Source organism: Empedobacter sp. UBA5987 (genome assembly GCF_002429865.1).
Classification (GTDB): Bacteria; Bacteroidota; Bacteroidia; order Flavobacteriales; family Weeksellaceae; genus Empedobacter; species Empedobacter falsenii_B.
Map to the genome: position 1 here is coordinate 1 of NZ_DJBB01000041.1, position 8,432 is coordinate 8,432.

Annotated in this window: 9 protein-coding genes; 3 read left to right on the plus strand and 6 right to left on the minus strand. The window is 30.6% G+C overall.

What is annotated here, in order from left to right:
* Nucleotides 1–161: 161 nt before the first annotated feature.
* The gene (gene lpdA, locus B3J26_RS06480; protein ID WP_291073869.1) at nucleotides 162–1,562 is read left to right on the plus strand and encodes a dihydrolipoyl dehydrogenase; all 1,401 of its coding nucleotides are present in this window, start codon (nucleotides 162–164) and stop codon (nucleotides 1,560–1,562) included.
* 206 nt (nucleotides 1,563–1,768) lie between these two features.
* On the opposite strand, the gene B3J26_RS06485 is transcribed toward lpdA, so the two are convergent.
* Complete coding sequence (locus tag B3J26_RS06485) at nucleotides 1,769–2,503, minus strand: epimerase (RefSeq protein ID WP_291073871.1); 735 nt, start codon at nucleotides 2,501–2,503, stop codon at nucleotides 1,769–1,771.
* 71 nt (nucleotides 2,504–2,574) lie between these two features.
* Here B3J26_RS06485 and B3J26_RS06490 point away from each other — a divergent pair, with 71 nt between their 5' ends.
* Together B3J26_RS06490 and B3J26_RS06495 are read left to right on the plus strand one after the other, a co-directional pair.
* Nucleotides 2,575–3,273 carry a pseudouridine synthase gene (locus B3J26_RS06490; protein ID WP_180904559.1) on the plus strand — a complete coding sequence of 233 codons (699 nt, stop codon included), beginning with the start codon at nucleotides 2,575–2,577 and terminating at the stop codon, nucleotides 3,271–3,273.
* 113 nt (nucleotides 3,274–3,386) lie between these two features.
* Nucleotides 3,387–3,980 (plus strand): hypothetical protein, encoded by a 594-nt coding sequence (locus B3J26_RS06495; RefSeq protein ID WP_115000743.1) that lies wholly within the window; start codon nucleotides 3,387–3,389, stop codon nucleotides 3,978–3,980.
* Nucleotides 3,981–4,025: 45 nt separating this feature from the next.
* On the opposite strand, the gene B3J26_RS06500 is transcribed toward B3J26_RS06495, so the two are convergent.
* The 5 genes from B3J26_RS06500 to B3J26_RS06520 form a co-directional block, all read right to left on the minus strand.
* Nucleotides 4,026–4,733, minus strand: coding sequence for a ZIP family metal transporter (locus tag B3J26_RS06500; protein WP_221855878.1), 708 nt, complete (start codon nucleotides 4,731–4,733; stop codon nucleotides 4,026–4,028).
* A complete protein-coding gene (locus tag B3J26_RS06505; RefSeq protein WP_291073874.1) occupies nucleotides 4,730–5,458 on the minus strand; it encodes a class I SAM-dependent methyltransferase in 729 nt (242 codons plus the stop codon). Before B3J26_RS06505 ends, B3J26_RS06500 begins: the two co-directional genes overlap by 4 nt.
* Nucleotides 5,459–5,463: 5 nt before the next feature.
* Nucleotides 5,464–5,844, minus strand: coding sequence for a Fur family transcriptional regulator (locus B3J26_RS06510; protein ID WP_291073876.1), 381 nt, complete (start codon nucleotides 5,842–5,844; stop codon nucleotides 5,464–5,466).
* 167 nt (nucleotides 5,845–6,011) lie between these two features.
* The gene (locus tag B3J26_RS06515; RefSeq protein ID WP_291073878.1) at nucleotides 6,012–7,793 is read right to left on the minus strand and encodes an aminopeptidase P family protein; all 1,782 of its coding nucleotides are present in this window, start codon (nucleotides 7,791–7,793) and stop codon (nucleotides 6,012–6,014) included.
* A 75-nt stretch (nucleotides 7,794–7,868) separates the two neighbouring features.
* A partial coding sequence (locus B3J26_RS06520) for a hypothetical protein (RefSeq protein ID WP_291061275.1) occupies nucleotides 7,869–8,432 on the minus strand: 564 nt, incomplete at its 5' end.

Below are 8,432 nucleotides of genomic sequence, written 5' to 3' on the forward strand. Positions count from 1 at the left end.
CTTAACAAGGGGAAGATTACATTAAAACTATAATAATTGTATCAATACTATTCCCAATTAGCTAACAAAATTCATTATAATTTTATAACGAAAATCTATTCGATATTGGTTATATTTGTAGAGTTTAAATTAATTATAATAATAAATCAAAATAAAACTATATGAGTTCTTATGATGTAGCCGTAATTGGTGCTGGACCTGGAGGATATGTTGCAGCTATTCGCGCAGCGCAATTAGGATTTAAAACAGCAATTATCGAGAAAGAAAGTTTAGGAGGTACATGTCTTAATGTAGGATGTATTCCATCAAAAGCTTTATTAGATTCTTCTCACCACTATTACGATGCTGTAAATCACTTTAAAGAGCACGGAATCGAAATCGATGCTCCAAAAGTAAACTTCACTCAAATGATTGCTCGAAAAGCAGGTGTTGTAGATACTAACGTAGCTGGTATCAAATACTTGATGAGTAAAAATAATATTGATGTTTTAGAAGGAACAGGTGCTTTTAAAGACGCAACTCATATTGTTGTAACTGCTAAAGACGGTTCTACTCAAGAAATTGAAGCTAAAAATACAATTATCGCAACAGGATCAGTTTCATCTGAATTACCATTTGCGCCAACAGATAAAACTCGTATCATTACTTCTACAGAAGCTTTGGCTTTAACAGAAGTTCCAAAACACTTAATCGTTATCGGTGGTGGTGTTATCGGATTAGAGTTAGGATCAGTTTACTTACGTTTAGGTTCTCAAGTAACAGTTGTAGAATATGCAGACCGCGTTATTCCAGGAATGGACGGTGCTTTGTCTAAAGAATTGACAAAAGTATTGAAAAAACAAGGAATGAAATTCCACACTTCTACAGGTGTAACTTCTGTTGTAAATAACGGAAATGATGTTACATTAAAAGCAACTTCTAAAAAAGGAGAAGAAATCGAAATTAACGGAGATTACGCTTTAGTAGCTGTTGGTCGTCGTGCTTTCACAGGATCTTTAGGTTTAGAAAACGTAGGAGTAGAGGTTAACGAAAGAGGTCGTATCAAAACAAACGATCACTTACAAACTAATGTTTCTAACATTTATGCGATTGGTGACGTTGTTGCTGGTGCAATGTTAGCACATAAAGCAGAAGAAGAAGGTGTTTTAGTTGCTGAGCAATTAGCAGGTCAAAAACCTCATATCAACTATAACTTAATTCCTGGTGTTGTTTATACTTGGCCAGAAGTTGCAGGAGTTGGTAAAACAGAAGAGCAATTAAAAGAAGAAGGAGTAGAGTACAAAGTTGGTTCTTTCCCTTTCAAAGCTTTAGGACGTGCTCGTGCATCTATGGATACAGATGGTTTCGCTAAAATTTTAGCTGATAAAAACACAGACGAAATCTTAGGAATGCATATTATTGGTGCTCGTGCTGCTGATTTAATTGCAGAAGGAGTTGTAGCAATGGAATTCCGTGCATCTGCAGAAGATTTAACAAGAATGTCTCATGCTCACCCAACATTCTCAGAAGCGATCAAAGAAGCTGCTTTAGCTGCTACAGACAATCGTCCAATTCACGCTTAATCAAATAGATTTAAGATAAATTCCTAAAAAGCTGTTCGTAAGAGCAGCTTTTTTTATAATTTTAAACTTTATAAACATCAAGAATGGAAAATATCACGACTTTATTCAAAGAAAATTGGGATACAATATTAATTACTGTTATATCAGTGATAACATTTTATTTTGTATTTAAATCGAAAGAACGAAAGAGAAGAAATTAGTTTTCCTTAAAAATAAATAGGATTTGGGTAAAGAAATTCATAATTAAATTCATCTTGTATTTTTTGACTTGAAATTATTTTTCCTTCTCGATTTGTAGCGGAAATAATTTTCTTGTTTAATTGATATTCTAACACTTCTTCTTTGGTAGGATGTTCTGGTGTAACGACATTATAAATGGATGAATTTTTATTTGAATTAATCAATTTTTCAATCACTTGGCAAATATCTAGATAATGTATATGATTCACCATTTGAGATAGATTTTGACTATTTAAATCTATATATTTAGAAAGAAATCTATCGTCTCCCATTAATCCGCCTAAGCGTAAAATAATCAATTGATTAAATTTTTCTTTTAATTGATTTTCAATTGAATAAAAAGGATTATTTAAATAAATAGTTTCAATTGAATTTTCAGAAATAATTTCATTATTTTCAGGATAAATAGCTGTTGAACTAAGTAAAATAAGTTGATTGTTATAATCTCCTAAAAACTCAATCAAGTGCTGAAATTGTTGTTGTAAATCATCTAAATTATTTCTTCTTCCAAATGGAATTGTCACAATAACAAAGTCATAATCCGTTGAGATTTTCTCAGATTTATAATTATCAAAATCGATTGAAAAACAATTTTCTGCATCCGAAATTCGTTTCGTAGTTTCAATCAAAAATTGCTTTTCTAAATACTTTTCTAATCTCGATCCCAACCAGCCTTTTCCAATAATTAATCCTTTTTTCATTCAATTTTATTAAACAATAAATATAAGACTGTTCTATTTTCTAACCGAAAATAACTTTCTATTTTTGCCAAATGTTAGAAATTCTTTATCAAGACGAATATATTATTGCCATTAACAAACCGAGCGGATTGTTGGTTCACAAATCTTTTTATGCGCGTGATGCGTCTGTTTTTGCAGTTCAGGAATTACGTAATCAAATCGGTGGGCAACATGTTTATCCTATTCATCGTTTGGATCGTAAAACGTCAGGAGTTTTGCTTTTTGCTTTAGATAAAGAAAGTTTAAAAATTATGAATGATCGATTTGCAACACGCGAAGTTGAAAAAAAGTACTTGGCTATTTTGCGTGGTTGGGCTCCCGAAGAAATGACGATAGATTATGATTTGACGAATGATGATGGTGTAAAGCAAAATGCAATTACCTATTTTCATCGTTTGCAAATTGCCGAAATTGATTTAGAGTATAACAATCATCCGACTTCACGTTATTGTTTGGTGGAAGCAATTCCCGAAACTGGTCGTATGCATCAATTACGCAAGCATTTTCGTCATATTTTTCATCCAATTTTGGGAAGTCGTCCGCATGGTTGTAATAAGCAAAATAAATTGTGGTTGGAGAATTTTGGATTGAAAGGAATGATGCTTCACGCGCATCAATTGGTATTTAATCATCCAATGACAAATGAACAACTCGTTTTGAATGCTAAGATAAATGAAGAATTTTCTAAAGTTGGAGATATTCTTGGTTTGGATTTAGAAAAATATAAATAATCTTAATTAATGTTTTTCAATTTATCATTTATATAAAATTTAAAATTCAGACGTTAAATAATTGAAATTGAGAATAATATTTCGTAAAATTGTAAGACCAAAAACTCTTGCTTATGAAACATTATTTTTACTCATTTTTTACTTTATTTCTTTTATTTAATTGTTCAGAAAATAAACCTGAAATCAAAAAGCTTACTCAACAAGAATTAACAGAAACAACAGAATTTAAAGAAGCTTCACCCGAAAAAAAACAATTATTTTCTGAACTTAAAGCTTTTCAGAAAGATTTACAAAGTAAACAAGCGCAAAAAATTCCAGATTATTTGGATTGTCCAAAACGTATCGAAGAATTAGATTTGAATACCAAAAATACTGCGATTAGGACAGATGTTGAAGCAAATTCGTTTCGATTATCGACAAATTTAGTCACAGATAATTTTGATTTGATTTACAATGAATTAGATTTGAATATTATAAATGAAGCAATAAAATCTATCCCAGAAACGGATTTATTGGCAAATGATAATGTTTCAACCAATGTAAAACTTGGCGAATGCGATTATCATACTTCAATTTTGATGAAAAACAAAGAAGTTGAATTTGATATTAAATCAGCAACACCAAATTCTGAATGTAAGAAAGATCAAAAATGGAAATTTGTTTCGAATGGAGAAATTTTAGTTTTAGATCATCGAAAAATGTTATAATAAACAAAAAAGAAGTTCAAATTTGAACTTCTTTTTTTTATATTTTTAATGAGAATGCACATGCATAGAAACCGTGAGATAAGCGAGAATAAATCCAACTAAAATAGAACCGAATTTTTTCAGATTAAATTTGTGTCCTTCATTACTTTCGAACAAAATCACGGTTGAAATATGTAAAAATATTCCCGAAACAATTGCACTCATTTCCAAAGAATAATTAGAAATAATGGTATGTTTTCCTAAGAAATACCCCATTGGAGCGGCTAATGCAAACAAAGTCATAAACAAAAAACGCTTTGCGTTCGATTCTGTATGTTGACATAATGCGCTAAACAAAATCATCGAAACTGGAATATTATGAACAAAAATTGCCCACATAAAATTGTGAGATTCAGCATTTGCAACAGGAATTCCTTCGATAATCGAGTGTAAAAATAATCCGCCAAAAATTCCAAAAGGAAATTGCTCTTTTTTGTGCAAATGAATATGTCCGTGCTCAACGCCTTTACTGATCGTTTCTAAAATATATTGCACAACAACACCTAATAAAACAAACAATCCAATAGAATGATGGCTATGATTTTCGGATGGATGTCCATAGACTTGCGGTAAAATTTCTAAAACGGTCATCGCTAAGAAATATGCTCCACTAAAGGTTAGCAGTAGTTTTGAATTGTGTTTATTTTTGAGTAATATTCGAGAAAATAAAACTCCAATTAACACACTTGAAATTAAGATTAAACTTTCTTTCATTTGTTTAAAACTAGAATTAATCGGTCAGAAGTTTGTTCATCAAAAGCATCAAGATTATAATTTCCAAATACTTTATCTAAAATAAAACCTTCTGTTTCGTATATTTTTTTGAAATCGTTGAAATAAATTAAACGAACAAACTCTTCAAAATGAAATATTTCGCCTTTATCTGTGAAATCAATTTCTTTTTTGATAAAACCATTTTGGACAGATTTTGTGATTTTGAATAAAATTCCATCAATCAGTTTTTCTTCATAAGGAATCATTTTCGAAACTACTTTTTCTGCATTCAGATAATCCAAAACAAAAATTCCGTGCGATTTTATTTGTTGTTTTACAGCTTCAAAAACTTTAAAATTATCTTCATAATTTTCAAAATAACCAAAACTTGTAAAAAGATTGAAAACTGCATCAAATTCGTTTGGATGATAGACTTCGCGCATATCATGTTTTTCAAATTTTAAATATTCATTTTCAAATTGTTTAGCGTACTTGATACTTTCTTCAGATAAATCGATACCTAAAACATCAAAACCTAATTTATTTAATGTAATAGCGTGTCGCCCCTTTCCACATGCTAAATCTAATACTTTTGCGTGCTGTGGAAGTTGTAAATAATTCGTGATTTTTTGAATAAAATCTTCCGCTTCTGTAAGACTCCTGTTCTTGTATAAAATATGATAATATGGCGAGTTAAACCATTTTACAAACCATTGTAAATCCATTGTTGTTATTTTTGGCAATTTGGGCAAGTTCCTGTGATGACGCAATTGCAATCTTGCATCGAAAATCCTTCGGGTAAACTAATTTTTATTTCTTCTTTTAAGCAAATAAGTTGATTGCAAGTCGTGCAACGAAAATGAAAATGATCGTGATGATGCTCTACATGCTCACAACATGTCTTGCACATTGCAAAATAATTTACGCCGTCATCTCCCACAACTTTATGCATCATTCCGTCTTCGCAAAAATTATTCAGAATACGATAAATCGTTGCTCTGTCCATTTTTCCTTGCAATTGTGTCTCAATTTGTTCCTGATTTAATGCAGTCGTACACGAATTGAACAAATCTATAACCGCTTGTTTGGTTGGTGTATTTCGTCTTTTCATTTCTTAATGCAAATATGTTGCAATAATACAAATTTTATGGGAAATAAAAAATCCTATTCGAAAGTGAATAGGATTTTTTTGTAAAGATAAATTTATTTCAGCTTCTATATTTTTATTTCTAATTCTGAAACAAGTTCAGAATGAATTTTTGTTAAAATTAAATTGATTTATTTAGAAATAGCTTCGCACTTTTCTTTCAACCAAGCTGTTTCTTTTTCGTCTAAGAATGGAGAAATTTTCTCGAAAACAAATTGATGATAGTTATTTAACCATGTAATTTCTTCGTTTGTCATTAAATTAACATCAATCAAATTTTTCTCAATTGGGAAAACTGTAATAATTTCGAATTTCAAGAAATCACCAAATTGAGTAGACATCGCTGGTTGAACAATCATTAGATTCTCGATTCTGATTCCGTATTCACCATCGCGATACAAACCAGGTTCGTTAGAAAGCACCATTCCAGCTTTTAGTGGAGTTAAATTCTCTTCTAAACGAATACTTTGTGGCCCTTCGTGTACACATAAGAAATGACCAACTCCGTGTCCAGTTCCGTGACCATAATTGAAACCATTTTCCCAAAGCGCTTTACGAGACAAAACATCTAACAAAGAACCACGAGAATTAACAGGAAAAATAGCCTGCGATAAACCAATATTTCCTTTAAGAACTAAGGTATAATCTGTTTTTTGTTGTGTAGTTGGTTCTCCTAACATCAAAGTGCGCGTAATGTCTGTTGTTCCTTCCAAAAACTGAGCTCCAGAATCGATTAACAACATTTCTTTTCGACCTAATGTATAAGCAGTTTCAGGCGAAGCAGAGTAGTGGTTCATTGCGCCATGATCAGCGTATCCACAGATAGTCCCGAAACTTGCACCTTTACAATTTTCCTGTTGCGAACGGAAAAATTTCAATTGCTCATCAATTGTAACTTCATTAATGTTATTTTCGATATTTTCTTCTAACCACATGAAAAATTTCGTCAATGCAACACCATCTTTTACCATTGCATTTCTGAAGCCTTCTTGTTCGACTTCGTTTTTAACAGATTTTAGATTTGTTACTGGAGAAGCAACTAAATTAATTATTGAAGAAGTAGAAATGGCTTCATATAACGATTGATTGATTCGATTTCCGTCTACCAAAACATGTGATTTTTCGTTCTGATTTTTTAAATAATCATAAATCGCTAAATAAGGTTGAATTGTGATCCCTTCATTAGCTAAAGCGGCTTTTGTTTCGACAGTTACTTTCGCTTCATCTATAAATAAATACGCATTTTCCGTATCTACAGCAGCATACGAAATTGTCAATGGATTATAGTTAACATCATTTCCACGAATGTTAAATAACCAAGCAATTTCGTCCAACGAATTCATAATGTAAATATTTGTATTTGCTTTTTTCATTTCATTGCGTACTTCCGAAATTTTTTCTGAAGCAGATTTTCCAGCAAATTTTACATCATAAATATAGAATGGATTCTCTGGTAAAGCAGGACGATCTTGCCAAGCTAAATCAATTAAATCAATATTTTTTACTGAAAGTTGATTGAATGAAAATTCATTAAAATTTTCTGCAAAAGCATTGTGTGCAAACATTTGAGGATTAAGTCCTACAACTTCTCCTTCTTTTAGCTGAGAAATAATCCATTCGTTAATAGAAGGTGTTTCCGGCATTTTCATTTTCATCAACTCAAAAGTCGTGTCTTTTAATTGATCTTCTGCCTGAATAAAATATCTCGAATCTGTCCAAACAGCTGCTTTTTCTAACGTAACAACTGCAGTTCCAGCCGAGCCATTAAAACCTGAAATCCAAGTACGTTCTTTCCAACGATTAGGTAAATATTCGCTTCCATGAGGATCTGTTCCAGGAATTATTGTTGCGCTAATCCCATTTTGTTTCATAACTTCTCTCAAAGCTGAAAGACGATCTGTGATTTTTTCCATTTTATATCGAATTCTAAAAAGTTAAATTTTGATAGTCGAAAGGTACGAAGAATGAAATTGAAGAAAATTAAAATTTTATTTATAATTTATTATAATAGATTGAAATTGGTTTATTAAATCTTTATTTTTAGAATTAAAAATTTCATCTTTTAATTGAGTCATTTTTTCTTGGTTTTTTATAGAAAAGTAATATTCATATAATTGAATAGTGATATCAAGATTATTAGGGAATTTTTTTCGTCCTTTTTCTAAACTTTCAATGGCTAAATTTTCTTTTCCTAATTTGTTTTGTACCCAAGCTTTAATTAAGTATTGATCAGATGTGTTTGGTAAATAAGTTTCAAATAATTTTACAACAATTTCTAAATAATATTCATCATTATTGTTTCTTATCGGTGCCATAAATTTAATATACGGGTAGAAAACTTTTAATAATACTTGGCTATCTGCTTTATTAGTATCAGTTAAATTATACCAATTGTTCTTATTATTTTTAGCTTGAATCAATATAGCTTCAGATTCTTTTATAAAATTATCATACATATTTGAAATAAAATAGAAGTAGGTTTTCGTTGTATAATAATCGATTCTGTTGGGATTATTTTTTATTAATTTATTATGTAATCTTCCCCTTGTTAA